Source organism: Cupriavidus sp. 05N39, from assembly GCF_056397325.1.
In genome coordinates this window covers 13,264-38,283 of the sequence record NZ_JBFTNE010000069.1, presented here as the reverse complement: position 1 = coordinate 38,283, position 25,020 = coordinate 13,264, and the positions used below count along the sequence as shown (strand labels likewise).

Here is a 25,020-nt window from a genome sequence, read left to right as displayed (position 1 = left end):
CGTCGGGGTTGACCAGGGCCGCCTTTTCCATGGCCAGGCGCAGCAGGTAGGCGTTGAGCTCGTTGTCGTCCTTGATATAGCGCTCTTCCTTGCCGTGCTTGATCTTGTACAGCGGCGGCTGGGCGATATACACGTGGCCGCGCTCGATGATGTCGGGCATCTGGCGGTAGAAGAACGTGAGCAGCAGCGTGCGGATGTGGGAGCCGTCCACGTCCGCGTCGGTCATGATGATGATGCGGTGGTAGCGCACCTTGTCGAGGTTGTAGTCGTCCTTGCCGATGCCGTGCCCAGCACGTCTCCCTAGAGATCCCGAAAGGGCAAGACAAAATCACGCTATCGCGGATGAGCGTTTTCATCACTCACCCAACACGGCAGGCTGACTCGATGACACCCCAGGACGTTCTAACAGGTGCCCCATACAACGGCCCTTGGCTCGTAGCGTATTGCTCGATTTTGGACGGAGAGAAGCCACGAAGCCACTGAAGTTGGTCTAGCCAGCGGAGTTGTACACACCAATACACTCCGCGCGGTTCCGGGTAGTCCATTGCAACCATGCCGGCCAAGGATATCTCTTCCGCATCAGACACGATCCGAGCGAGTGCAATCTGCTGCGTGGAGGGACAGTAGAGAAGAAGAAGTTGGCTGTGTAGTAGATCTGCACCAGCCTGGACTCCACCACTTCTGCCTTCCGCTCGAACATTGTAGGCCTTACGTTGCTCGATCCAGCGCCAATGCTCTCGGCTCTTCACGAACCCCAAAAGCACAGTGGTTTCGGGCGACGGCGTGGCGAGCAAGCGGGCAGATTGACCGGACAACGGTTCACCATACGCCTCCTCCAGCCAGTATCGCCCCCGCTCATGCCTGGTCAGGCGGGTTGCCACGTGATCAAGCACTTCACTGATAAACCGCTGCAATGCAGGTGCACCACTGGCGCTACCAATATCAGTTGGCCGAAGCGCAAAAGCACCGAGCCCTGGCAGTAGCTCATGGTATTCGAGATACTGATTGCTTCCTTCCTCGCCGTCGCCACCCGGATAGAGCACGTAGGCCCCTGCGGTCCGTCGGATGGCATCGCGGTAAGCATGCATCTTGAGGAGGTCTGCACGCAAAGCCCCCCCGCGTACCAGACTGACTGGCCCCTGTTGCAGGCCGGCATCCTCTTCCACGTCATCACCGGCGCCAAAGATTTCTTTGAGAAACTCGACCCGATACTTGGCGTCGAAATGAAGAGCGATCGGCTCAAAGGCGGCTGGCTCCCCTTCCGCCGGGCCAATCAGCAGAGAGTAATCTGGGCGCATTGGCCTTGTCCACGAAGCTACACCTCCCGAACCGGCGCGATAGGTCCGGTTAAAACAGAGCTCCACCACCATGCGCCGTCCAAAACGCTCTACCTCTCCCTTGAGAACAGTTTCAACGCCCGACTGAATCCCAACAGTAAGACCATCTTTACGCGACCGCACCAATGGCGTCATGTCAAATGTCTGTCCGACCAAATCGGCTACGACCTGCGCTAGCTGGATGAATGCCCAATATTCATAAAGTGTGGCGACATCCCTCAACCCCGCGCCATATTCCTCGGACGAATCATGCCAGGATAGGCGGGCTGCAAACTCAAGCTCAACATAGGCCTTAAAGATGTCCCTGTAACCCTCGCGCTTCTGCAGGACCTGATCATCAGCGGGAAATCGCACCATCTTACCCACCTCGGCAAACAGGTCGTGGTGCAGGATCTTCTCCAGCTGTGTCATAACAGCGGCGATTTCGCGGCGGCCCCGAGTAGTTGCCGGTGTCGGCTGCCCCATTGCAAGGCCTAGATCGATATCACCAAGAATCTGAGACCAATGTTCAAGGGCAAACTTCACGAAGCGATTGGGTGTTGTGTCATGCGTCGCCTCGGTTCGCCGGCGCTCAAGCCGTGAAGGCACGGAGGGAATGGTGCCGCCCGGCCATGCGGATCGTTGCCCGGCCTTGGCAAGCTGCCGTAGGACGTGAGAGTCCGCGCGCATTCCACTGCCAGGCCGAACAAATTCGCTGGCCACGTCCCACGCAGTGTGTGGCCGGCGAAGAACCTCTCGAATAGCCCCTTGAAAGCTCTCACTTTCTAACAAGGCTCGCAAGAACGTGAAGCGCTGATAGAGCGTCACCGCGTCTCGCGTATCATCCTGCTCAAATCGAGCGTCGCTGACCGCGAAGCGGTCCATCACAAGCTCCGTCATTCGCTCAGCGATATCGCGAAGCATCCAACGATACTCAGAGAGGTAAGTGAGCTTTCGGGAACGTACCTCGATCTCCTGCTGCCCCAGCACGACAGGACCCTCGCGGAGCACGACGCGAACGGTACCGGTCGATAGTCCGGGTCGGAGACGACCTGACAGCCCTTCGACAGTGTCGGGCTGAAAGATCTCCTCAGGGTCTGCGGTGATACTACATATACCCGGTGCAAGGTTCTTCCATGTGTATCGGTACTCCATTCCCTCCAGCAACTCCATGGCGCAGACAGTCTCATCGCCATACTGGAGCCCGGCTGAAGCCCAGAGCGTCGCGGGCGATGCGCTACCTCTCCGAGGCAACACCGCTACATTCAGTACGGCGACGGTCGCGCCAGACGGCGAAAGCAATGGAGTCGATGCTTCGGAAACGGTACGCACGACTTACTCTGTGAAGCTAGCGAATTGGTTTGCACGTAGGCTGCGGAGCATGCGAAGAATCTTCGCGTACGAAGTTGGTAGCTCAGCGCCTTGCGCCGGTATCTCTTCAACACCTGCGGTTTGCAGCTTGTCGTCACTCGTGATTGACGCGGGCAGATCACGACAGAACTGGGCGAGAGCCAGTAGTGGGAGTTCGAGGCGTCGCCGTGATCCGTGTAATCTAGGCAAAACCTTCTGCATAACGATCCGATCCAGGACTGCGTTCAGACCACTGATACCAGCTTCTTCTGCCAGCGATGCAAACCGAATCGCCTCATAGAACACTCGATGACCGAACTCAAGGTTATAGCGACTTAGCAGTTCGTGAAGGTGCTTCAGGCGCGGAGTAAGCTCATCAATTGAACCGCTTTGGTGAGTCAAATGCCAATCATCGTCTCGCGCGATGGTCAGCAAGCCTCTCACCAGCTCGGCATCGCCCGGAGCGCACGGCGTAGGCTTCCGCGCCTCAATCGATAGGTCGCTCGACTGCACGCGAAACTCAAAGGTGTTGGCACGATCCAGTACCTTTGGCGAGAACATATAGGTAGTTTCGTCAACGTTGACCGTGCCAACTATCCACAGATTGCGTGGGATTGGTACTCTTGCGTCCTCGCCGGCACGCACACGCCAACATCCATCCGTACCTCGTTGAAGATTTGGTAGGCAAGGTTTGTCAGACTCCATACCAGACAGCACGTCTGCGAAGTAGCGCTCTACGTGCGCAAGATTCATTTCGTCTAGCAGCAAGACGTATGGATGCTGCGGGTCTGCAACTGCCTTCAAGATGAATTCGAGTGGAGCAGGAACCGCCCAGGCTGGGCGTCCGTCGAGCTCCCGCTTTAGTGCATCTTCATAGCCAAACAAGGTCTCGGCGCCTGTCCAGTCAGGACGCACCGCTGCAACGTGGAGCCGATCGTCACCTAACCACTCACCAAATCGGATGGCGATTTGCGTCTTGCCAGAACCGGATAGCCCAGTCAGGATAACTAGCGGCTTTGTGACGATACTTGAGACGAAGGCGGAGACAAGCGTGTCATGCTGATCGCCGAACTTGACGCCGGAAGCTTGTAACGCTTCGCTAAACGCGAGCACCGCCTCCCGTAGATTGGCCCTAACCGGCAAAGGCATGTCCGGCTCCACGGGCTCAGTAGCCTCCATCGGCATATCGGTACTCCCGGCGGACAGTACCCCAGCATAGACATCGATCAGATCATCCAGCTCCTGCTGCAGTTCAGGAATTGGAAGTGGCTGAGAAATGTCATATGCAGCGCGGACGAATGAGGCGCCGTATCGATCGGGGCTGTGGCCGTAACGATCTTTGAACCACTCTCTTACTGTTTGTGCTCCGTCTAGGTCGCCCCAGCTCAACCGCGCCGCCCCCTCTTCACTCACGCCATAACAAAGCAATAGTTGCCGCTTATCCCTGAACAGCAGCAGCACGGGGTACACGCCCTCGGACACGGATTGCCCATCGCCGAGGAACGCAATCCATGGGATTCTTGCGAAATTTCCTTTTCCAAAACTCACACGTACTTTCAGTCCCTGGTATTCACGGAGGTAACCTTGCGCACTTAGTTCCTTACCTGACTCGGCTTGCTCTAGGAATCGCTGCATCAATTCTGCGATACCGCTCTCGGCCTCATCCTTGGGCTTAATTTCAAAGCCAAGGCGACGCAACAGACGGAAGGCTGACGACTCCTCACCACCGGAGAAATTGGCGCGATCCAAAGGCTCCCCGGTTGCATGCTTTACTGCAAGCGATAGCACCAATTTCGGTGGGTACCGATTTCCGTCATCCACAAGATCGTAGCCCGTCGATTCGGCATCCTGAGGCACACCGTCTTGCTGGATTTCCGCGATGGCTTGGCGGACATGCTCTGCCATCACGCTCTCCGTGGCTGCCGCAAAGGTCTCACTCCTCCACTCGCCCTTGAGTGGCGGCACGTAGTAGTCCAGCTGCGTGGTGCCCCGCTCGACTTCGAGACGCTTGCGTATCGATTGCAGCTCACGATCCAGCTGCACAGCATCCATTCGATTCACTTCTCGGCGATCCCGCTTTGAGTAGTGTCGAACGATGGTCTTCCGATCATTCTGGCCGAAGATGCGTTCGAAGTCGTCCGGGAAGAGAAGGAAGAGCAGCATGTGGCGGAGCTGCCTCGCTTCCCAATCGGGCACCTCCTTGAGCCATTCGTCGAACTTCCAACCGTCTTCCATCAGCCGCTGCCGCTCACCGGCATCTAGCTCACGGAAGCGACGCATGAAATTGATGAGGAACACAAGTTCGCGCCACTGATTCTGGTTGAATCCAGGGCCCGCACTTCCGACCCCCGCAAGGGCGTCATCATCTAGCCAGCGGGAATTCGTTGGGGCCTCTTCACTTGACCATGCCCATACGGTCTGCACGGTCTTCCGTTTATGTGCGGGAGTCAGGCTGCTTGGGCAGAGATACATAACCCACATCATCTCTGCCACGAGCTGTTTAGCGGCGCCGTCTGTCGGCGCTAGTTGCTGCTCTAGCTTCTGCAGGAACTTGCCATCGCCTACATCCGGTCGCCGAACGAAGTACTCGTCGAGAACATCGAGCAAAGACGATGTCCAGAGCTTATTGCTAGTAAGCACAGAGCCACCACCGAGCAGCGCGGAGTCGCGCCAATGGGCGGCAGCCTCGAGGATGGGCTTTGAATCATCGTCTCCACAGTACCGGCTCATGCCACTTCGCTCCTCGAAATATATACTCAGCAAATTCCTAGCCAAAATGACCGCGTATCAGCAATCTTTATGCTGACGGAATGGGGTCGTTTCGACAAGATCGTACCTTTTATGCTCACGTGGCGATACCCTAAGCATGAGGTACACGTCGGAAACGTGCGATAGCGAATCATCGATTTCCAGGCGGACGTTCCTGCGCTCGGCACCGTGTATCGGTTTGGCCCTCTACGATTGAGCAGCCTTCTTGCCGTCGTCAGCGAAATCAAGAGCTAGGCACTCCCTCTTCGCCAATCTAGCCGACATTGCATTGGCATTCACGCCGCACGAGACGTAAGCCAAGCACATAAGGGCGATAGTTGCAAGAAATCCAGAAATGAATGGGAGCATTACTCTCTGCAGCTGCACGTTTGTGCGCACATACTCCGACGCTCTCCCGTCGACGATAAGATCGCATATCGCGTCCACCTCGAAGCCTTTGAATTCAGTCGCAAGCGTGATAGCGGCGCGGTCTTCCTTGCACTGTTTCGTGCCAAATGAGACATCTGACCAAAGCATCACTGCATTGTCTTTCGATAGCAGAAAGGTAAGACCACTATCCTTTGTGCGCAAGATTGCGGACGATTGAATTGCCCCAACAGCAACTAGCAACGCGACAACAAAGAAGGTAATAAAGATTGTGAACAGAGGCCCTAGCGTCCATATTCCTGGCAACTTGGAAGGCTCTTTCAACCCAGGTCGCTCAATATCGAAGTACTCCCCACATGCTTTCACTGCATCAATGTTCTCGTTATGGGCACTCGTCCAATTGATCAGCTTGTGGGCTTGTGCGAGCGTCCTGGCAGGTACTCCAGTCGTGAATCTAAACTGCATTAAATTTGTCTGTCCGCTCAAGAACGTAGCAATAGCCTGATCGGTATTTTTTGAATTTCTGTCAAACCGAGCCCACAGCCTTGTCATTAGACTATGCGTTGATCTCGTCCGCCTCCAAACCAACCAGGCCACCAAGATGGAACCGAGCAATACCGACGAAATTCCTAGTGCTGTACCCAGGCTTGCTAGTCCCTTTACCCCTTCAAATATTTCCAACTCACTCTCCTCTAAACGAGATCATCTGTATTTTCTCCGCAGATGTAGTTGAGATGCAGAAGCATCACTTTACGATGCATTGACAAAAAAAAGGCCAACCTCGATACGAGGTTGGCCTTTTTTTAATTAGAGATTTTTAGCGACGTTGTTCAAACATCAATATTCCGAGCCACCAAAGCATTAGACTCAATGAAGTTCCGCCGCGGCTCAACCTCATCCCCCATCAGCGTAGTAAAAATCTGATCCGCCGCAATAGCATCCTCAATCTGCACCTTAAGCAGTCGGCGCTGGGTAACGTCCAAAGTAGTCTCAAACAACTGCTCAGGATTCATCTCCCCCAGCCCCTTATAGCGCTGACGAGACACCCCACGCTCGGCCTCAGACAACAACCACTGCATGGCAGCGTGGAAGTCATTCACCGTCTGGTCGCGCAGCTTCTCGCCCTCGCCACGGCGCACCTTGGTGCCTTCCGCAATCAGGCCCTGGAAGGTCTTGGCGGCCAGCGACAGCGCAGCGTAATCAGCACCGTGGACAAAGTCAGCGTCCAGGTGAGACAGGCGCACATTGCCATGATGCCGGCGGGCGATCATCAGGCGGTGCTTGTCCGTCTTCTCATCAAACTGCGCATAGACATCCGCCGTGCCGTCGTCATTCACCGCGGCGCCCAGCAGCGTCTTGGCGTGCATTTCCGACAACTTGGCCTTCAGCGCGGTAGCTGAGGCCTCAGCAGCGGCAGCGCTGTCCAGGTCCAGCTCGATGCCGTCGGCAATGGCGCGCAGGGCGTCGCTGTCCACGATGCGGGCCAGGCGGCCGATCACGGCTTCGGCCAGTTGGTACTGGCGGGCCAGTTCGGTCAGGGCGTCGCCGGCGACTTCGCTGCCGTCGGGGTTGACCAGGGCSGCCTTTTCCATGGCCAGGCGCAGCAGGTAGGCGTTGAGCTCRTTGTCGTCCTTGATATAGCGCTCTTCCTTGCCGTGCTTGATCTTGTACAGCGGCGGTTGGGCGATATACACGTGGCCGCGCTCGATGATGTCGGGCATCTGGCGGTAGAAGAACGTGAGCAGCAGCGTGCGGATGTGGGAGCCGTCCACGTCCGCGTCGGTCATGATGATGATGCGGTGGTAGCGCAGCTTGTCGAGGTTGTAGTCGTCCTTGCCGATGCCGGTGCCTAGCGCCGTAATCAGCGTGAGCACTTCCTGGCTGGAGAGCATTTTGTCGAAGCGGGCGCGTTCCACGTTCAGGATCTTGCCCTTGAGCGGCAGGATGGCCTGGAACTTACGATCGCGGCCTTGCTTGGCGGAGCCGCCTGCGGAGTCACCCTCCACCAGGAAGAGTTCGGACTGGGCGGGGTCTTTTTCCTGGCAGTCGGCGAGCTTGCCGGGCAGGCCCATGCCGTCGAGCACGCCTTTGCGGCGGGTCATTTCGCGGGCCTTGCGGGCGGCTTCGCGGGCGCGGGCGGCGTCTACGATCTTGCCGCAGATGATCTTGGCGTCTACCGGGGTTTCCAGCAGGAAGTCGCCGAGGGCCTTGGCGACGAGTTCTTCCACGGGCAGGCGCACTTCGGAGGAGACGAGCTTGTCCTTGGTCTGCGAGCTGAACTTGGGCTCGGGCACCTTGACGGAGAGCACGCAGGCGAGGCCTTCGCGCATGTCGTCGCCGGTGGTTTCTACCTTGGCCTTTTTGGCGATCTCGTTTTCTTCGATGTACTTGTTCATCACGCGCGTCATGGCGGCGCGCAACCCGGTCAGGTGGGTGCCGCCGTCACGTTGCGGGATGTTGTTGGTGAAGCAGAGGACTTGTTCGTTGTAGCCGTCGTTCCACTGCATGGACACTTCTACGGCGATACCGTCTTTTTCGGTGTTGGCGTAGAAGATGTTGGGGTGCAGGGTGCTCTTGCCGCGGTTGATGTATTCAACGAAGCCTTTGACGCCGCCGGAGAAGGCGAAGTCTTCTTCCTTGCCGGTGCGCTGGTCGGCCAGGCGGATGTGCACGCCGTTGTTCAGGAACGAGAGCTCGCGGATGCGCTTGGCCAGGATCTCGTAGTGGAACTCGACGTTGGTGAAGATTTCTTCGTCGGCGAGGAAGTGGACTTCGGTGCCGCGCTTGTCGGTGGGGCCGAGGATCTTCATCGGCGAAACTTCCACGGGCACGCCGTCGGGGCCGGTCACGGTTTCCACCAGGCGGTTCYGCACGGCGCCTTGGGCGAACTCGAGCAGGTGGGCCTGGCCGTCGCGGCGCACGGTCAGGCGCAGCCACTTGGAGAGGGCGTTCACGCAGGACACGCCCACGCCGTGCAGGCCGCCGGAGACCTTGTAGCTGTTCTGGTTGAACTTGCCGCCGGCGTGCAGCTCGGTCATGGCGATTTCTGCCGCGCTGCGCTTGGGTTCGTGCTTGTCGTCGAACTTGACGAGCGGGGGAATGCCGCGGCCGTTGTCGGTGATGGAGATCGAGTTGTCGCTGTGGATGGTGACGGTGATTTCCGTGCACCAGCCGGCCAGGGCTTCGTCGATGGAGTTGTCCAGCACTTCAAATACGAGGTGGTGCAGGCCGGTGCCGTCGGACGTGTCGCCGATGTACATGCCCGGACGCTTGCGCACCGCCTCCAGGCCTTCCAGGATCTGGATCGAGCCTGCGCCGTAGCTGTCTTGCTGTTGCGGTTGCGATTGCGGTTGTTGCTCTTCGGTCATGTTCTCTTACTCACGGCGAATGCGGCGATCTCTCGTCACGCCCGGATGGGCGCGCCCGGATCGGGCCGCATAGCGGGTTACATAAAAACGGCAAAAGGGGCGGATCTCGACGATCCGGCCCCTGGTGCGGCGGGTCTTGCGCGGGGCCCCTGGGGCGGCTGCGCAAGCCGTGGTGTGCCGTTAGATGCTCCGGTTTTGCGTATCTTGTGGTCCTTGTTACCGGCTCATCAAATGCGCATCGGCATGACGACGTACTTGAAGTTGTCGTCTTCCGGCACGGTGATCAGCGCGCTCGAATTGGAGTCGCCGAGGCTGACCTGGACTTGCTCGCTCTTGAGGTTGGCGAGCACGTCCAGCAAATAGGTCACGTTAAAACCGATATCGAGGGCATCGCCCGAATAATCAAGTTCGAGTTCTTCCTGCGCTTCTTCCTGGTCCGCGTTGGTGGAGCTGATCTTGAGCACGTGCGTATCCAGGATGCAGCGCACGCCCTTGAACTTGTCGGTGGTCAGGATGGCGGTGCGTTGCAGGGCTTGCTGCAGCTTGACGCGATCGATGGCGAAGGCGTTCTTGTAGCCCTTGGGGATCACGCGCTGGAAGTCCGGGAACTTGCCTTCGACCAGCTTGGAGATCAGCTCGATATTGGCGAAGGTGAACTTGACCTGGTTGGCGGCCAGTTGCACTTGCACGGGATCGTCGTTGTCTTCCAGCAAGCGTTGCAGCTCGAGGATGGTCTTGCGCGGGATGATCACTTCCTGGCGCGACGGGGCGCCTTCGCCGCTTGTGGCTTCGGTGTCCAGCTCCACGCCGCAGTAGGCCAGGCGGTGGCCGTCGGTGGCGACTGCCATGACCTTCTTGCCGTCCACCACCAGCAGCATGCCGTTGAGGTAGTAGCGGATGTCTTGCTGGGCCATGGCGAAGTGGACCATGGCGAGCAGGTGCTTGAAGGTCTTTTGCGGCAGGCTGACGGATGCGCCGAATTCGCTGGCTTCGGCTACCGTGGGGAATTCCTCGGCGGCCAGGGTCTGCAGCGCGAAGCGGCTCTTGCCGGACTGCACGGTCATGCGCTTGTCGTTGAGCGACAGGGCGACTTCGCCGTCGGGCATGGCGCGCAGGATGTCGAGCAGCTTGCGGGCGGCCACGGTGGTGGCCACGGTGTCGCTGCCCACACCACATTCGGCGTGCGTGGTGATCTGGATCTCGATGTCGGTCGAGAGGAAGGATACGTTGGACCCGGACTTGCGAATCAGCAGGTTGGCCAGGATCGGGAGTGTGTGGCGGCGCTCCACGATGCCGCTCACGATTTGCAGCGGACGCAGCAGATTGTCTCGCGAGGTTTTGACCAATTGCATTGAATTTATCCTTCGTCGTTTTGTAGTAAGCGACCGCGGGTGCGTATTGACGACTTGCACTAACTCGTATGCATTACCAAAATTACTTTGGAATCAACAAGTTAATTCGCCATTGTACCAAGGATAAGCCGCTGCGGTGAAGCGGGGGAAGCGCGACCGGAGGGTTAATTGTGCACCAAACACCACAATTTAAGACTTCTTCGACGGCTGGCGACTTTTGTCGCCGGCCACCCCCTCCGCCGCTCGTCCCGACTCACCGCAAAGCCTTAGCCCAGGCCGTTTTCATGGCAATGTTCCGGCAATGCCCCGGCGATGCTTCCGATTGATTCATGCGCCGGGCCATGCCCGGCGCGTACCCTACAGTATGCCAGCCCCGCGTGACGGGTCTGCTAAATGCTGATTCACTGCGATTTCACGCTCGGGGTTACCCCTTGAGCGTCTGTTCCAGCACGTGCAGCTCGTGGTTGAGCTGCGCGTCCTTGCTGCGCTCATCCGCGATCTTGCGCACCGCGTGCAGCACGGTGGTGTGATCGCGTCCGCCGAACAGCTCGCCGATTTCCGGCAGGCTTTTCTGCGTGAGTTCCTTGGCCAGGTACATGGCAATCTGGCGGGGCCGCGCGATATTGGCGGGCCGCTTCTTGCTGTACATGTCCGCGACCTTGATGTTGTAGAAATCCGCGCAGGTCTTCTGGATGTTCTCGACAGAAATCTGGCGGTTCTGCACCGTCAGCAGGTCCTTTAGCGCTTCGCGGGTGACATCGATGGTGATGTCCTTGCCGTGGAAGTTGGAGAAGGCCAGGATCTTGCGGAGCGCGCCTTCCAGCTCGCGCACGTTCGATCGCAAATGCTTGGCGACGAAGAAGGCGACTTCCTCGGGCACGCTGACGTTCTCGGCGGCGGCTTTCTTCATCAGGATCGCTACGCGCATTTCCAGCTCGGGCGGCTCGATGGCGACCGTCAGGCCGGAATCGAAGCGCGAGATCAGGCGATCGTCGATGCCGCTGATTTCCTTGGGGTAGGTATCGCTGGTGATGATCACCTGCGCCCGGTTGGCGATCAGGGCCTCGAAGGCGTAGAAGAACTCTTCCTGCGTGCGGTTCTTGCCGGAGAAGAACTGAATATCGTCGATCAGCAGCAGGTCGAGCGAGTGGTAGTAGCGCTTGAACTCGTCGAAGGCTTTTCGCTGGTACGCCTTCACCACATCGGAGACGTATTGCTCGGCGTGGATGTAGCGGATGCGGGCGCGCGGGTTCTCCAGCAACATGAAGTTGCCGATGGCGTGGATCAAGTGGGTCTTGCCCAGGCCTACGCCGCCATATAGATAGAGCGGGTTGTAGGACTTGCCGGGATTGTTGGCCACCTGGATGGCGGCGGCGCGCGCGAGCTGGTTGGCCTTACCGGTGACGAAGTTGTCGAAGGTCAGGATGTGGTTCAGGCGCGAGCGCTCGTGCACCGAGTCGTTCTGCTGCTGGCCGCCTGGCTGGTTGCCGGGGTGGCCCTGATGTCCCTGGTGCCCCTGGTGCCCTTGATGGCCGCCCTGCTGACCGGGGTGGCCGCCCTGCATGGGCTGCTGCGAAGGCTGCACGCGGTAGGAGCGGGCGCTGGCCTCGGCCGGGTCCAGTTGCGGCACGTCAATATCGACGAGCTCGCCACCCATGCCGCCCATATTGCCCTGGCCAGCATTGCCGGGATAGTTGCCGGGGTAGGGCGCTTGCCCGCCGCGCGGGCCGCCTTGCGGCTGCGCGCCGGCCTGGTTCATGGGGCCGTAGCCAGGCGCCCCCTGGCCCGGCTGCATGCCGGGCTGGCCGAAATTCTGCGACAGCGGCTGGCCGGACGGATAGCCGGGGCCGGCGTGCGCCGGCGCCATGCCGGGCTGCCCTTGCTGCGGATAGCCGGCAGCCGCCCGGCCCGACGCGGCGGGATCCAGGACGAAGTGAACGCTGACGTTGGCTTCCCAGTATTCGCAGGCGAGCGCGGTGATGCGCCCGGAGAACTGGCTTTTTACCCAGTCGAGCTTGAAGCGGTTGGGCGCGGCGATCCGCAGCGCGTGCGCTTCCTCGTCGAAGCCGACAGGCGCCAACGGCTTGATCCAGGTCTTGAACTGTTGCGGCGTCAGTTCGCGCTCGAGTTGCGCGGCTGCTGCCTGCCAGAAATCTTGCATTGTTTTGTTGTTCGGTTTTCGCCACGGGTACATGGTCAGTCCGGTCAAATGGACAACAGGCAAGGATCGATGTGGCATCCCTGCCGGCAGTCCGTAAACCCCGAAAAGCGACCGCAAAAGCGATCCGCAAATGACCCCGCAGCCCGGGCTCCCTGGTAATCGACGCGACAAGCGGGATCCGCTGACGAGACAGGTGGCGTAACCGCCGCCGCCCGTTGCGCGTCCGTTGTCCGGCATGCCAGGAGTAGTGCCCGGGTTGCGCTTGCGCCACGCAGCCCGTGTGGTGTTTGGACCCGGATTGTACCCCCCGCCCCAAGTTATCCACAAAGGATAAGTCTGTGGATAAGTTGTGAAAAAGCAGTGAATTGTTGTGCACAACCCCAGTTCTGGTGCGGGTTTCCGGGTAGGTAAAACGCAGGAAAAGCCTGACAAAACAGGGACTTCACTCACCCCCGCCAACCCTGGGTGCAACCCCCGCAATAAAAAAACTTACCCACTGGCGATTGTGGACAATGAAATACAACAGGCTGTTGCGTGTTCTTCAGGCAGGGGTGCCGCACACGTCTCTAAACCATCCGTAGTCTTGACACACCGCGCGAAACTCAGTTAAATGGCGGGTTCTGCGATGCCGCAGGGGATCACGTATGCGCATCGCCGGGTCTGACCTGTTCCGTGCGAGACTGGCGCGTTACCTCAGCTTTTCACTAAGCTGAAGCGTGCCGGAAATGGCTGGATTGGCCGGAACAGGCAGCGGGCCGAGCAGGCTGACGGGGTCGGAGCGGATGGGTTGATGAGATCCGGTCCGGCGAGATTCCCTCCCACACCTGCTTCGCGAGTGTCGATGTCCGATTCGTCGGTGCCTTCGATGCGCGAGACACACGGCCGGCAGCAAGATCACCACAGCAGTCGGCAACACCGCAAACCGCGGCAGCCCCATGCGAACCATACGCGGCGGCGCCCGGCTTAACGCCGGAAGCCGGGCGAGCCCAGATCAACCAGAGAGTGCAACATGAAACGTACATACCAACCTTCCGTTACCCGCCGCAAGCGTACCCATGGTTTCCGCGTGCGCATGAAGACCCGCGGCGGCCGTTCCGTCATCAACGCGCGTCGCGCCAAGGGCCGCAAGCGCCTGGCAGTCTAAGGGCCTGGCGACCGGCCACGGTGGCGCTGCAGTTTGCGCCGCCCTGGCCAACCGCCTCGCCTTTTGGACGGCCGGTAGCCTGCCGCCAAGCACAGCTTTTTCGCTAGCTTCGCCCAGCGTGTCTACTTTTGCCTACCCTAAAGCCGCGAGGCTCACAAAGACGGATGAGTTTTCATCCGTTTTTGCTTTGCGCCCGCGCCGCCGCAGCCAGCATTTCGTGCTGTATGTGGGCGAGAACAACCTGCCGCAAGCCCGCCTAGGTGTCGTCGTTGGCAAGAAGTTCGCGGCGCGTGCCGCCGAGCGCAACCTGGTGAAGCGCATGGTGCGGGAACTGTTCCGCCTTCGGCAGGACCAACTCGCGGGCCGCGATGTGTTGCTGCGCCTGCAGGCAAAGTTTCCGCGTGCGGAATTTGCCAGCCGCAGCGCCATACGCCGGGCGTGCCTGGCGGAGCTGACCGGCTTGTTCGAGGTAGCGGTCCGTCCGCTTGCCCCGCGCCCTGCTGCCCCTTCCGGGGTGTCGCCGCCGAAGTCCGCCGAGGCTGCGCCCACTGAAGTCCCGCCCTCGGGCGCTCCTGCCTGACCAGCCCGCTGCCATGAAGCGAATCCTGCTTGCCCTGCTGCGTATCTACAAGATCGCCCTGAGCCCGTTTTTTGGCTCGCAGTGCCGCTTCCTGCCTACCTGTTCCGATTACGCCCGCGAAGCGATCCTGTGCCACGGCGCCGGTCGCGGCAGCTGGATGGCCGCTTGCCGGCTGTGCCGCTGTCATCCGTTCACGGATGGCGGGTATGATCCGGTGCCACCGGCATCGGCAACCAAGCAAGACCGGGCTTCCGCCGCGGCTGGCCACCCGCCAGTCACGATCCGGCTACCCCGCCCCTGATTTCCTCCGACCACAGCGAGACATGGATATCAAACGCACCATACTCTGGGTCATCTTCTCGATGGCCCTCGTGCTGCTCTACGACAACTGGCAGCGCGCCAACGGTCACCAGTCGATGTTCTTCCCGAGCGCGACGCAGCAGGCTCCGGCAACCGCCGGCGGCGCTTCCGCTCCGCAAGGCGACGTGCCCAAGGCCAATGCGACGGCCGGCACCGCCGCAGGCGCCCCGGTGACCGCACCGGCAGCCGCGGCCCAGCCGGGCGGCGAGAAGATCGTGGTGAGCACCGACGTGATGCGTGCCCAGATCGACACCGCCGGCGGCATCCTCACGCGCCTGGAACTGTTGAACCACCATGAGAAGGACGGCCAGCCCGTCGTGCTGTTCGAGCGCGACCAGACCCGTACCTACATGGCCCGTTCCGGCCTGATCGGTGGCGACCTGCCCAACCACACCACCATCTTCACCGCTTCGGCCGGTCCGCGCGACCTGGCCGGCTCGGACAAGGTGGCGGTGACGCTGACGGCGGAGAAGGACGGGGTCAAGCTGGCCAAGACCTATACCTTCCATAAGGGCAGCTACGTTGTCGACACGCAATTTGCCGTGACCAACGACAGCGGCAAGCCGGTCTCGCCGACGCTGTACATGGAACTGACGCGCGACGGCAGCAAGGTCGAGCAATCGCAGTTCTACAGCACCTTCACCGGCCCGGCGATCTACACCGATACGGACAAGTATCACAAGATCAACTTCGACGACATCGCCAAGGGCAAGGCTTCGGTCCCCGCGGCGGGTTCGAGCGGCTGGGTTGCGATGGTGCAGCATTACTTTGCCTCGGCCTGGATCCCGCAAGCCGGGAAGGAGCACAGCTTCTACGTCGAGAAGATCGACAACAACCTGTTCCGCGTGGGCGTGCAGCAGCCGCTGGGCGCGATCGCCCCGGGTGCCACGGTGACCACCGATGCGCGCCTGTTCGCCGGCCCGCAGGAAGAGCGCATGCTCGAGAAGATCACCCCGGGCCTGGAACTGGTGAAGGACTATGGCTGGCTGACCATCCTGGCCAAACCGCTGTTCTGGCTGCTGGAAAAGCTGCACGGCTTCCTGAACAACTGGGGCTGGTCGATCATCGCGCTGACGGTGCTGATCAAGCTGGTGTTCTTCCCGCTGTCGGCGGCCAGCTACAAGTCCATGGGCAAGATGAAGGACCTGCAGCCCCGCATGACCGCGATGCGTGAACGCCTGAAGGGCGATCCGCAGAAGATGAACCAGGAGATGATGGCGCTGTACCGCACCGAGAAGGTCAACCCGCTCGGCGGCTGCCTGCCCATCGTGATCCAGATCCCGGTGTTCATCGCGCTGTACTGGGTGCTGCTGTCGTCGGTGGAAATGCGCGGCGCGCCGTGGCTGGGCTGGATCCATGACCTGTCGGTACCGGATCCGTTCTACATCCTGCCGGTGGTGATGGCGGTATCGATGTTCGTGCAGACCAAGCTGAACCCGACCCCGCCGGACCCGGTGCAGGCCAAGGTCATGATGATCATGCCGCTGGTGTTCTCGTTCATGTTCTTCTTCTTCCCGGCCGGCCTGGTGCTGTACTGGGTTGTGAACAACGTCCTGTCGATCGCCCAGCAATGGCAGATCAACCGGATGCTCGGCAAGAGCAAGGCGAAGGCTGCCGTGGCGGTTAAGAGCTGAAGTTGAAACCGGGCCGCGGGTGGCAAACCCGCCGGCCCGGCACGTGCACCAAAGGGGCCGCCCGAAGCATCAATGGCGGCCTGACTGGAATCCCCCGCAGGTATCGGCTTGCGGGGGATTTTGCTTTTCCGAGGGGTGCTTTGTCAGGTGGTGTTGCCTTGGCAGCAAGGCTCCATGCAGAAGGTTTGCCAAATTTTGCCAAACTCGCTAGCATGAAACCATGAGCACCATGAATATTTCCCTGCCCGAAACGCTCAAGGCCTTTGTCGATGAGCAAGTCAACCGGCGCGGCTACGGCACCAGTAGCGAGTACGTGCGCGAGCTGATCCGCAAGGATCAGGATCGCCAGCACCTTCGCGGCCTGCTATTGGCGGGTGCCGATTCGGCGCCGACGGCGCCGGCCGATAGCGACTACTTCGACGCCCTGCGAGCGCGGGTGCGCAACGCGCGGGAATGAGGGCCAAACCTGTCATCCCAAGGGCGCTTGCCAGGCGTGATGTCGAGGAAGCGGTCACCTACTATCTGAATGAAAACGCTGAGCAGGCAGCACTTGGCTTCATTGACGCGCTGGAGCAGGCCTACGTGCACATTGGCAAGCATCCGGCCGCCGGCTCGCCCCGCTACGTACACGAGCTTGATCTTCCGGGCCTACGCACCTGGCCTCTGGCGCGCTACCCGCACATCGTGTTCTACGTTGAGCGCGATGACCACATCGATGTCTGGCGCGTCCTGCACGGCATGCGAGACATCCCCGCCTGGCTGCGTGACAGCGACGAGGTTCCCCGTTGACGCTTTCGCAGGCACGGCCAGGCGCAAGACGTAAGTGACCGTCGCGACCGTCGGACCGTCTCGTCAATCCAGCCGCTTGCCCGCCGTTTCCCGCACCATCGCCAGACCCACCAGCGAGACAATGCCGCAGCCGATCACATATAAAGCCGGCGCGTTGCGGCTGCCGGTCAGGTCGATCAGCCACGTTGCCAGGAAYTGCGCAAACCCGCCGAACACCAGCACGCCGATGCAGTAGACCACCGACAGGCCGGTAGCGCGAATCCTGCGGGGAAACAACTCCGTCAGCAGTACGACCGAAGGCACCACATTGAAGACCAGCGTCAGCGCCAGCACGGCCACCGCGAGCAGCAGCACCTCCAGCGTGGGGTGCGCATTGATCAGCAGGAAGGCCGGATAGATCAGCAGCAGCATCGCCAGGCGCGACCACAGGATGGCCGGCTTGCGCCCCACGCGGTCCGACAGGCGGCCGGCACAGGCGGACAGCGACAACTGCACCAGCGCTGCCAGGCAGCCGGCGCCCATGCCGAGCGACAGCGGCATCTTCAGCACGGTCACGGCGTAGCTCGTCATGTAGTGCAGCACGATGTAGGTGGCGGAGGTGCCGCCGATGGTGATCAGCACCCCGGCCATCACCGCGCGGCCATGGCCGACGAATACTTCGGCCAGGCCCGCGCGCTCGCCGGCGGTGCCGTGGGCGCCCACGGTTGCGGGATCGGCTGTCTCGTCCAGATGCCGCCGGATGTAGAGGCCAACCGGGATCACCAGGATGCCAAGCAGGAAGGGCAGGCGCCAGCCCCAGCTTTCCAGCGCTGCGGGCGCCAACGTATTCGTCAGCAGCAGGCCAACCAGCGAGCCCAGCAACACGCTCACGCCCTGGCTGAACAATTGCCAGCTACCGAAGTAGCCGCGCGAGTTGTCGTCGGCGTATTCCATCAACAGGGCAGTGGACGCGCCCATCTCGCCGCCGATGGCAAAGCCTTGCACCAGCCGCGCCAGCACGATCAGCGCCGGCGCGAACAGGCCCGCCTGCGCATAGGTGGGCGCCACCACAAACAGCGCCGAGCCCAGCCCCATCATCCACAGCGTCAGGGTCATGGCTGGCTTGCGGCCGACGCGGTCGGCGTACAGCCCGATCAGCACGCCGCCCAGAGGCCGCGCCACAAAGCCCACGCCGAAGGTGGCCAGCGACAGCATCAGCTGCCCAAGCGCGCCTTCCACCGGAAAATACAGCCGTCCGATCATCACGGCAAAGAAGCTGTAGACGGTGAAATCGTAGAACTCGAGCCCGTTGCCGATGGTGATGGCGGCGATAGCGCGGCGCGTGGGCGCCGGCAATGCGGGCGCGGCGGCAAGCGGCTGCGCCGGTGCGGCGGTGGTGGACATGGTCAGGTCTCCTTGAATCGTTATTGCCGGGCATCCGCCCGGTCATGCCCGTGCGCGGTGGGGCTCAGGCCAGGAAGCGTTCGGCCAGCTTGACCCAATAGGTCGCGCCGAGCGGCAGGCAGGCGTCGTTGAAGTCGTAGCCGGGGTTGTGCACCATGCAGCCTCCCTCGCCATCGCCGTTGCCGATGATCAGGTAGCAGCCCGGGCGCTGCTCCAGCAGGAAGGCGAAGTCCTCGCTGCCGGTGAGCGGGACCATGTTGTCGATCAGCCCTTCCTCGCCCAGCCATTCGCGCGCCACCTCGCGGGCCAGTTCCGTCTCGGCGGAGTGGTTGACCAGCACCGGGTAGCGGCGGTCGTAATCGACTTCGGCGCGCGCGCCGAAGCTCTCGGCCTGGGCGTGGGCCAGCGCGGTGATGCGGGTCTGGAGCAGGTCGCGCACCTCGGCCTTGAGGGCACGCACGGACAGGCGCATCTCGGCGCTGTCGGGGATCACGTTAGGCGCCTTGCCCGCCTGGATGGCGCCGACCGTGACGATGGCCATGTCGAGCGGGTTCACGTTGCGGGCCACCACGCTCTGCAGCGCCATCACCATGGAGGCGCAGACCACCACCGGATCGATGGCCTTGTGCGGCACCGCGCCGTGGCCGCCGCGTCCGTTCACGCGGATGGTGACGGTATCGGACGAGGCCATGAAGGGGCCGGGCAGGAAGCCGAACTTGCCGACCGGATGGCCCGGCATGTTGTGCAAGGCGAACACGGCATCGCACGGAAAGCGCTCGAACAGGCCGTCGTTGAGCATTTCGCGGGCGCCGCCCATGCCTTCCTCGGCGGGCTGGAAGATCAGGTGCAGCGTGCCTTTGAAGGGCTTGTGCTCGGCCAGGTACCTGGCGGCGGCGAGCAGCGTGGCGGTATGGCCATCGTGCCCGCAGGCGTGCATCTTGCCGTCGAGCTTGCTGGCGTAGGGCAGGCCGGTGGCTTCCTGGATCGGCAGCGCATCCATGTCGGCGCGCAAGCCAAGCGCGCGGCCTTCGCCGTGGCGCAGCGTGCCGACCACGCCGGTGCCGCCCAGGCCGCAATGCACCGCGTAGCCCCAGGCCTGCAGGCATTCCGCCACCAGGTCGCTGGTGACGAATTCCTCGAAGCCGAGTTCGGGATGCGCGTGGATGCGGTGACGCAACGCGACCATCTCGGCTTCGATGGCGCGGATGCCGGGCAAAACCGGGGACATTGCGGATACGGGGGCTTGCGGCATGACAGGTCTCCTTGTGGGTACCGGGCGGCTGACGCCATGCTGGCGGCGCCCCCGTGGGACAGGGAACCGATCATAGGCAGCGTCCACCCGTCGCGGGAAGCCGCAATCTTGTTATCCTGACAACCGTTGGTTGTCGCTAGAGCGCAGCCCGCCTCCAGTCCACGCCGGTCCACCCGATTCCCCCACCTGTGAAACTGCATCAACTACAAGCCCTGGTTGCCGTTGCCGACGCCGGCAGCATCCGTGCCGCCGCACGCCTGCTGGCCCTTTCCCAGGCGGCCGTGACCAAGGCGTTGCGCGAGCTGGAGGCGGAACAGCGATTGCCGCTGCTGCTGCGCACCGCAGGTGGCGTTGGCTTCACGGAGACGGGGCAAAGACTGCTGGGCCACGCGCGCCTGGTAGTCGGCCAGCTCGAGCGCGCCAATGCGGAACTGGCGGAACTGCGCGGCGAGGTGGGCGGCCGGCTGTCGATCGGGGTCACGCCCTGGGTCATGCTGACCTTCCTGTCGGAGGCGATGCTGCATTTTCGCGAGCGCATGCCGGGAGTGCAGCTTGAGGTGTTCGAAGGCTTGACCGCAGTGGCGTTGCCGCGCTTGCGCGAGGGCCTGCTCGATTTTGTCGTGGGGCCGTTCACGCCGGCCATGTCCGGACAGGAGTTCGACTGCGAGCTACTGCTTGCCTATGACTCCTGCGTCGTGGCCAGCCGCGGCCATCCCTGCGCCGGCAAGACCGCGCTGCATCAATTGCTCGACCAGGACTGGGTGGTGAACTACACACCCGCCAGCTATCCCGCCATGATGCAGAACCTGTTCTGGCAGCACGGCGCCGACATCGAGCCGCGCCATCTGCATTGCGCCCATTCGACCTCGCTGCTGCTGGAAATGGTGCGGCATGCGGGCATGATCACCTATTGCCCGCGCCCGCTGATGGTCACCGAAGCGCTGCGCGGCTGGGTGCAGGCGGTGCCGGTAGCGGAACGCTTCGAAACCAGCCAGCTCGGCATCATCGCGCGCCGCAGCGCGATGCGCGGCGCGGCCGCGCAGTGCTTCGTGGATTGCCTGCTGGCAGTGATCCGGCGGCGCGCCCGTTCCGCCGCGCCGGCGGATCGCGAGTTGTTCGATTTGCTCAAGCTGTTGTTCTGAGCGCCGGCCCATCACGCAGGCACATGCAGGCACATGCAGGCTCACCCGGGCTCACTCAGGCGCGTGGCAAACCGCCTCGATATTGTGACCGTCCGGATCCAGCACGAACGCCCCGTAGTAGTTCGGGTGATAGTGCGGCCGCAAGCCCGGCGCGCCATTGTCGCGTCCGCCGGCCGCCAGCGCCGCCTTGTAATAGGCATCCACCTCCGCACGCGTGTTCGCGCGAAAGGCGATGTGCAGCGGCGGTTGGTTGGGCGTGCCGTTGCTGATCCAGAACTCGGGCTTGTCGGGCGGGCCGAAGCCGGCGACATCCGCATGGCCGGTCACGCTGGCGGGAAACTCCATATTCTTGATGAAGCCGAGCGAACCCAGCGCTGCGGTGTAGAAGGCCCGGCTCCTGGCGAAGTCGCTAACTACGACGCCTGTGTGATCGATCATCTTGTCGCTTCTCTCTGGTTTTGGGTTGGTTTTCTGAATCAGGCCAGGTCGAGCACGCTCATGGTGGCGTTGAAACGGCTGACCAGCACCGCCTCGCCGTGCACGCTGGCGAAGACATCGGCTTCGACCACGATGATGGCGCGTCCGGATTTCAGCACGTCCGCGCGGCAGGTCAGGCGCTCGCTGCGGGCGGCCCGGAGCAGGTTGATCTTGAACTCGGCCGTCACCACATGACGCCCGGTGTCGAGCATGGTGGTGGCGGCCGCGCCGGCGGTATGGTCAGCCATGGTCGCCTGCACGCCGGCATGCACGACGCCGCCGTGCTGCAGGTGGCGCGGCGTGACCAGCAACTCGCTCTCGCACCAGCCCGGCCCGCAATCCACCAGGTGTATGCCGATGTCGGTGACAAAGGCAGCCTGGCGAAAGCCGGCCTCGATGGTGTCCCGCAGCAAAAGACGCTCTTGTTCGGTGGACATGCGCTTCTCCTCGCACTGGGCGGTGGCCGGGTACGGCAAGCTCAGGGTGGCCGGATGGCCTTGCCAACACCCATTCCAACCCGAAGCCGGCAGGCTGTCAATGGAGTGCGGCGCAACCGGCACAATCGCCTACACTGGATAGAGATGTTCTGAACCTGGCCTCCGCCAGATCTGGTAGATACGCCATGCGTGCCGCCAACCTTCCCATCCAGTTGCACCCGCGCATGCGCGTCATCGATGCTTTCATGGCGCTGGCCGATGCGGGACTGGTTGCCGTTGCCGATCAACTCGATGCGCTGCACCGGCGCGACCATCCCGACGACGTCCATGCACTGCGGGTGGCGACGCGGCAGCTTCGCGCCATCTGCTGGGCATTCGGGCCCGCCCTGCCCAGGCCTGTCCGCGCGCGCTGGAACGATTGCCTGCGCCAGCTGGCGCAGGCTGCGAACGATGTGCGCGACTGGGACGTGTTCATCGCCGAGACCTTGCGGCCCGCGCTGGACAGGCAGCCGGAGGATCCGGTGCTGGCGGCGCTGCACGACACCGCCCTCACGCGCCGCCACTACGCACGCGCGACGATGGTGGCACAGCTCGCCGAATACCAGCACTGGCCGCTACCCGTGCTGCACCGCGATCTCACACACCTGAACCGCGCCGGCCCGCGTGGCGCGGGCGCCGCCGCGCGGGATCACCTGGCGGACTTCGCGCGCCGGCGGATACGCCGCGGGCGCAAGCGGGTGAGGGCGCTGATGCGCGCCGCCCGCTCGGAGGAGCTGGCACGCGTGCACCGCTTCCGGCTTGCCGGCAAGCGGCTGCGCTATGTCATCGAAGCCATGAAGCCGGTACTGGCCGAACGCTATGCCCGGCGCCTGCACCGCAAGCTGGTGAAGCGGCAGGGCAGGCTGGGCAGCTTGCTCGACGGCGCCGTGGCGCGCCGGCTGATGGTGGAGTGCCTGTACGCGCCCGTCGCGGAAGCGCCCGGCGCAGCCGACACTGCGCAAGCGGCAAGTGCGCCGGGTGCGGCACCCGCGCAGGATCGATCTGCGACAATATCGCCATGACCGCCATCACCTCCTCCCAGCCTCGTACCGCTTCCGCCGCCAACGCCACTCCCATAGCCGCCATCGCAACCGCGCCCGGACGCGGCGGCATCGGCGTGGTGCGCGTGTCCGGCCCCGATGTGAGCGCGATCGCGCTGGCCGTGTGCGGCCAGGCGCTCAAACCGCGCCATGCCACCTACCTGCCGTTCCTCGATGCCCACGGCAAGGCGATCGACCACGGCCTGGCGCTGTACTTCCCGGCGCCGCACTCCTACACCGGCGAAGAGGTGCTGGAGCTGCAGGGCCACGGCGGCCCGGTGGTGATGCAGATGCTGCTGGCGCGCTGCCTGGATGCGGGCCGCGGGATTGGCCTGCGCCTGGCCGAGCCCGGCGAGTTCACGCGCCGCGCCTTTCTCAACGACAAGCTCGACCTGGCCCAGGCGGAAGCCGTGGCCGACCTGATCGAAGCCAGCACCGAAGCCGCCGCGCGCTCGGCCGCGCGCTCCATGGAGGGCGTGTTCTCGCAGGCCATCCACGCGCTGGTGGAGCAGGTGATCCACTTGCGCATGCTGGTAGAGGCCACGCTGGATTTCCCCGAAGAAGAGATCGATTTCCTCGAAGCCTCCAACGCGCGCGGCCAGCTGACCAATATCCGCGAAGCGCTGAGCGGTGTGCTGGCGCAGGCCAGGCAGGGATCGCTGCTACGCGAGGGCTTGTCGGTAGTGCTGGCGGGGCAGCCCAATGTGGGCAAGTCGTCGCTGCTCAACGCGCTGGCCGGCGCGGAGCTGGCCATCGTCACGCCGATTCCCGGCACCACGCGCGACCGCGTGCGCGAGACCATCCAGATCGAAGGCATCCCGCTGCATATCATCGACACCGCCGGCCTGCGCGAAGACGCCAGCGACGAGGTCGAGCGCATCGGCATCGAACGCACCTGGGAAGCGGTAGGCCGCGCCGACCTGGTGCTGCACCTGGTGGATGCGGCCGATTACGTGGAACACGGCTTGTCCGAAATCGACGACGCCATCGACGACCGCCTCTCCGGCCACCTGCCGCCGGGCTCGCCGATCCTGCGCGTGGTCAACAAGATCGACCTGGCGCCGACGGTGGGCGAGCGCCACTTCGGCGCCGACCGCCCGCACGTAGTGGCGGCCATCGGCCCGAACCCGGCCGAGGTATGGATCTCGGCGCGTACCGGCGCCGGCATCGACCTGCTGCGCAACCAGTTGCTGCGGCTGGTGGGATGGCAATCGGGCAACGAAGGGGCTTTCCTCGCCCGCGAGCGGCACCTGACCGCGCTGCGCAATGCGCAATCGCATTTAGACCTGGCCGAGGAGCGCGCGGCGCAAGAGGCGCAGGCGCTGGACCTGTTTGCTGAAGAGCTTCGGCTGGCGCAGGACCATCTGAACAGCATCACCGGCGAGTTCAGCAGCGATGACTTGCTGGGGACGATTTTTACGCGGTTTTGTATTGGCAAGTAACTTGAGTTCCAATACAGAAGCAAGAAAAATCCATCTACCGATATGCTTCTAAAGCCTTCTTTGAGGGTGCCTTGGATGCTTGGACATAAATTTGGACATAGTTTTAGTGCCATGTCCCAATGCCGCGCTGTGGACAACTACGGAACAGCTACTCGGCCAAGATGCGTGCTTGTGGATAATTTTTCCGATGGACCGATGTACGACGCGCAATCGGAGCCAAGCGTAACAACGCATATGTACCAGATGCGCTTGAGTCTACCGCCGAAATACAGCCTTTTCGCGCCGAATTTTTCGATTGAGTCGGGTACCTCGGTGAATCGGCTTGTTAGGCGACGCACACTCTTGCTTCGGATGACATGACGCCCATCTGGCGATCCCGCCAGCGCCCTATGGAGTCTCATCATGTTTAGCCAAGCCCTCCTCGAACACCGAATCGCAAAGCTCCTCCGCCACGCAATCCACCATCCAGTCACAATCCGATTTGCGCAAGCGCGGCGGACAATCAACCTTGAGTTTGGCCACGGACGGATGCAGATTGCGGAAGTCTACCTGGGCCGCTAGTTCTTCAAACGGGGATACTTAGGGACGCATCTGGATGGTCAACTGGTCGAGCGCTCTA

Annotated in this window: 19 protein-coding genes and 1 pseudogene; 9 read left to right on the top strand and 11 right to left on the bottom strand. The window is 62.1% G+C overall.

Features of this window, described 5'->3' with window-relative positions:
* The 7 genes and pseudogenes from AC1DN0_RS27855 to dnaA form a co-directional block, all read right to left on the bottom strand.
* Window positions 1-289: pseudogene (locus AC1DN0_RS27855) on the bottom strand (toprim domain-containing protein); the annotation flags it as partial.
* A 70-nt stretch (window positions 290-359) separates the two neighbouring features.
* Window positions 360-2,648: a DUF2357 domain-containing protein gene (locus AC1DN0_RS27850; protein WP_477111989.1), complete on the bottom strand. Its 2,289-nt coding sequence runs from the start codon at window positions 2,646-2,648 to the stop codon at window positions 360-362.
* A 3-nt stretch (window positions 2,649-2,651) separates the two neighbouring features.
* Window positions 2,652-5,396, bottom strand: a complete 2,745-nt coding sequence (locus AC1DN0_RS27845; protein WP_441630221.1) for an McrB family protein — start codon at window positions 5,394-5,396, stop codon at window positions 2,652-2,654.
* A gap of 225 nt (window positions 5,397-5,621) precedes the next feature.
* Complete coding sequence (locus tag AC1DN0_RS27840) at window positions 5,622-6,482, bottom strand: DUF6216 family protein (protein WP_441630223.1); 861 nt, start codon at window positions 6,480-6,482, stop codon at window positions 5,622-5,624.
* A 149-nt stretch (window positions 6,483-6,631) separates the two neighbouring features.
* Window positions 6,632-9,169 carry a DNA topoisomerase (ATP-hydrolyzing) subunit B gene (gyrB, locus tag AC1DN0_RS27835; protein ID WP_477146159.1) on the bottom strand — a complete coding sequence of 846 codons (2,538 nt, stop codon included), beginning with the start codon at window positions 9,167-9,169 and terminating at the stop codon, window positions 6,632-6,634.
* 227 nt (window positions 9,170-9,396) lie between these two features.
* Window positions 9,397-10,521 carry a DNA polymerase III subunit beta gene (dnaN, locus tag AC1DN0_RS27830; RefSeq protein ID WP_174424425.1) on the bottom strand — a complete coding sequence of 375 codons (1,125 nt, stop codon included), beginning with the start codon at window positions 10,519-10,521 and terminating at the stop codon, window positions 9,397-9,399.
* 424 nt (window positions 10,522-10,945) lie between these two features.
* On the bottom strand, window positions 10,946-12,682 hold the full coding sequence (gene dnaA / locus AC1DN0_RS27825; RefSeq protein ID WP_441630228.1) for a chromosomal replication initiator protein DnaA: 1,737 nt from the start codon (window positions 12,680-12,682) through the stop codon (window positions 10,946-10,948).
* Between the two features lie 1,009 nt (window positions 12,683-13,691).
* Here dnaA and rpmH point away from each other — a divergent pair.
* From rpmH to AC1DN0_RS27795, 6 genes are all read left to right on the top strand, one after another.
* A complete protein-coding gene (gene rpmH, locus AC1DN0_RS27820; RefSeq protein ID WP_017229861.1) occupies window positions 13,692-13,826 on the top strand; it encodes a 50S ribosomal protein L34 in 135 nt (44 codons plus the stop codon).
* A 118-nt stretch (window positions 13,827-13,944) separates the two neighbouring features.
* A complete protein-coding gene (gene rnpA / locus AC1DN0_RS27815; RefSeq protein WP_081862109.1) occupies window positions 13,945-14,406 on the top strand; it encodes a ribonuclease P protein component in 462 nt (153 codons plus the stop codon).
* Window positions 14,407-14,419: 13 nt separating this feature from the next.
* The gene (gene yidD, locus AC1DN0_RS27810) at window positions 14,420-14,707 is read left to right on the top strand and encodes a membrane protein insertion efficiency factor YidD (RefSeq protein WP_441630230.1); all 288 of its coding nucleotides are present in this window, start codon (window positions 14,420-14,422) and stop codon (window positions 14,705-14,707) included.
* 22 nt (window positions 14,708-14,729) lie between these two features.
* Entirely contained in the window at window positions 14,730-16,400 is a 1,671-nt protein-coding gene (gene yidC / locus AC1DN0_RS27805; RefSeq protein WP_441630232.1) for a membrane protein insertase YidC, read from the top strand.
* Window positions 16,401-16,620: 220 nt separating this feature from the next.
* Window positions 16,621-16,857 carry a type II toxin-antitoxin system ParD family antitoxin gene (locus AC1DN0_RS27800; protein WP_441630234.1) on the top strand — a complete coding sequence of 79 codons (237 nt, stop codon included), beginning with the start codon at window positions 16,621-16,623 and terminating at the stop codon, window positions 16,855-16,857.
* A complete protein-coding gene (locus AC1DN0_RS27795) occupies window positions 16,854-17,189 on the top strand; it encodes a type II toxin-antitoxin system RelE/ParE family toxin (RefSeq protein ID WP_441630236.1) in 336 nt (111 codons plus the stop codon). Before AC1DN0_RS27800 ends, AC1DN0_RS27795 begins: the two co-directional genes overlap by 4 nt.
* A gap of 63 nt (window positions 17,190-17,252) precedes the next feature.
* On the opposite strand, the gene AC1DN0_RS27790 is transcribed toward AC1DN0_RS27795, so the two are convergent.
* Window positions 17,253-18,572: an MFS transporter gene (locus AC1DN0_RS27790; protein WP_441630238.1), complete on the bottom strand. Its 1,320-nt coding sequence runs from the start codon at window positions 18,570-18,572 to the stop codon at window positions 17,253-17,255.
* 64 nt (window positions 18,573-18,636) lie between these two features.
* Entirely contained in the window at window positions 18,637-19,800 is a 1,164-nt protein-coding gene (locus AC1DN0_RS27785; RefSeq protein WP_441630273.1) for a M20 aminoacylase family protein, read from the bottom strand.
* Window positions 19,801-20,012: 212 nt separating this feature from the next.
* On the opposite strand from AC1DN0_RS27785, the gene AC1DN0_RS27780 reads away from it, so the two are divergent.
* Complete coding sequence (locus tag AC1DN0_RS27780; RefSeq protein WP_441630240.1) at window positions 20,013-20,966, top strand: LysR family transcriptional regulator; 954 nt, start codon at window positions 20,013-20,015, stop codon at window positions 20,964-20,966.
* A 51-nt stretch (window positions 20,967-21,017) separates the two neighbouring features.
* Here AC1DN0_RS27780 and AC1DN0_RS27775 read toward each other — a convergent pair whose 3' ends face one another.
* Together AC1DN0_RS27775 and AC1DN0_RS27770 are read right to left on the bottom strand one after the other, a co-directional pair.
* Complete coding sequence (locus AC1DN0_RS27775; protein ID WP_441630242.1) at window positions 21,018-21,404, bottom strand: VOC family protein; 387 nt, start codon at window positions 21,402-21,404, stop codon at window positions 21,018-21,020.
* Between the two features lie 38 nt (window positions 21,405-21,442).
* On the bottom strand, window positions 21,443-21,880 hold the full coding sequence (locus AC1DN0_RS27770; RefSeq protein WP_441630244.1) for a PaaI family thioesterase: 438 nt from the start codon (window positions 21,878-21,880) through the stop codon (window positions 21,443-21,445).
* Window positions 21,881-22,065: 185 nt separating this feature from the next.
* On the opposite strand from AC1DN0_RS27770, the gene AC1DN0_RS27765 reads away from it, so the two are divergent.
* Both AC1DN0_RS27765 and mnmE read left to right on the top strand, forming a co-directional pair.
* Window positions 22,066-22,941 carry a CHAD domain-containing protein gene (locus AC1DN0_RS27765; protein WP_441630246.1) on the top strand — a complete coding sequence of 292 codons (876 nt, stop codon included), beginning with the start codon at window positions 22,066-22,068 and terminating at the stop codon, window positions 22,939-22,941.
* Window positions 22,938-24,401, top strand: a complete 1,464-nt coding sequence (mnmE, locus tag AC1DN0_RS27760) for a tRNA uridine-5-carboxymethylaminomethyl(34) synthesis GTPase MnmE (RefSeq protein WP_477104477.1) — start codon at window positions 22,938-22,940, stop codon at window positions 24,399-24,401. Before AC1DN0_RS27765 ends, mnmE begins: the two co-directional genes overlap by 4 nt.
* Window positions 24,402-25,020 lie beyond the last annotated feature (619 nt).